1 protein-coding gene is annotated in these 492 nt (G+C 37.2%); it reads left to right on the top strand.

All coding sequences use genetic code 11. The annotated features are described in order from the left end of the window. On the top strand, positions 1-492 hold a 492-nt coding region (locus AM228_RS35305; protein WP_231636826.1), incomplete at both ends, for a tetratricopeptide repeat protein.

The following is a 492-nucleotide window of genomic DNA, read 5'->3' as shown; positions in this document are numbered from 1 at the left end:
GCGATCGCAATATAGAAGGAAATGCTCTCGGTAATTTGGGTAATGCTTACGATAGCTTAGGACAATATCAAAAAGCAATAGAGTTTTTTCAACAGTCTTTAACTATTAAACGTGAAATCGGCGATCGCAATATAGAAGGAAATCCTCTCAATAATTTGGGTATTGCTTACAATAGCTTAGGACAATATCAAAAAGCAATTGAGTTTTATCAACAGTCTTTAACTATTAAACGTGAAATCGGCGATCGCAATGGAGAAGGAGGTGCTCTCAATAATTTGGGTAATGCTTACGATAGCTTAGGACAATATCAAAAAGCAATTGAGTTTTATCAACAGTCTTTAACTCTTGCCCGTGAAATCGGCGATCGCTATGGAGAAGGAGGTGATCTCAATAATTTGGGTAATGCTTACGATAGCTTAGGACAATATCAAAAAGCAATTGAGTTTTATCAACAGTCTTTAACTCTTGCCCGTGAAATCGGCGATCGCAATG

Origin of the sequence: Planktothricoides sp. SR001, from assembly GCF_001276715.1 — a bacterium.
GTDB lineage: Bacteria > Cyanobacteriota > Cyanobacteriia > Cyanobacteriales > Laspinemataceae > Planktothricoides > Planktothricoides raciborskii.
The sequence above is the reverse complement of the archived record's forward strand: the minus strand, read 5'-3'. Positions and strand labels throughout refer to the sequence as shown.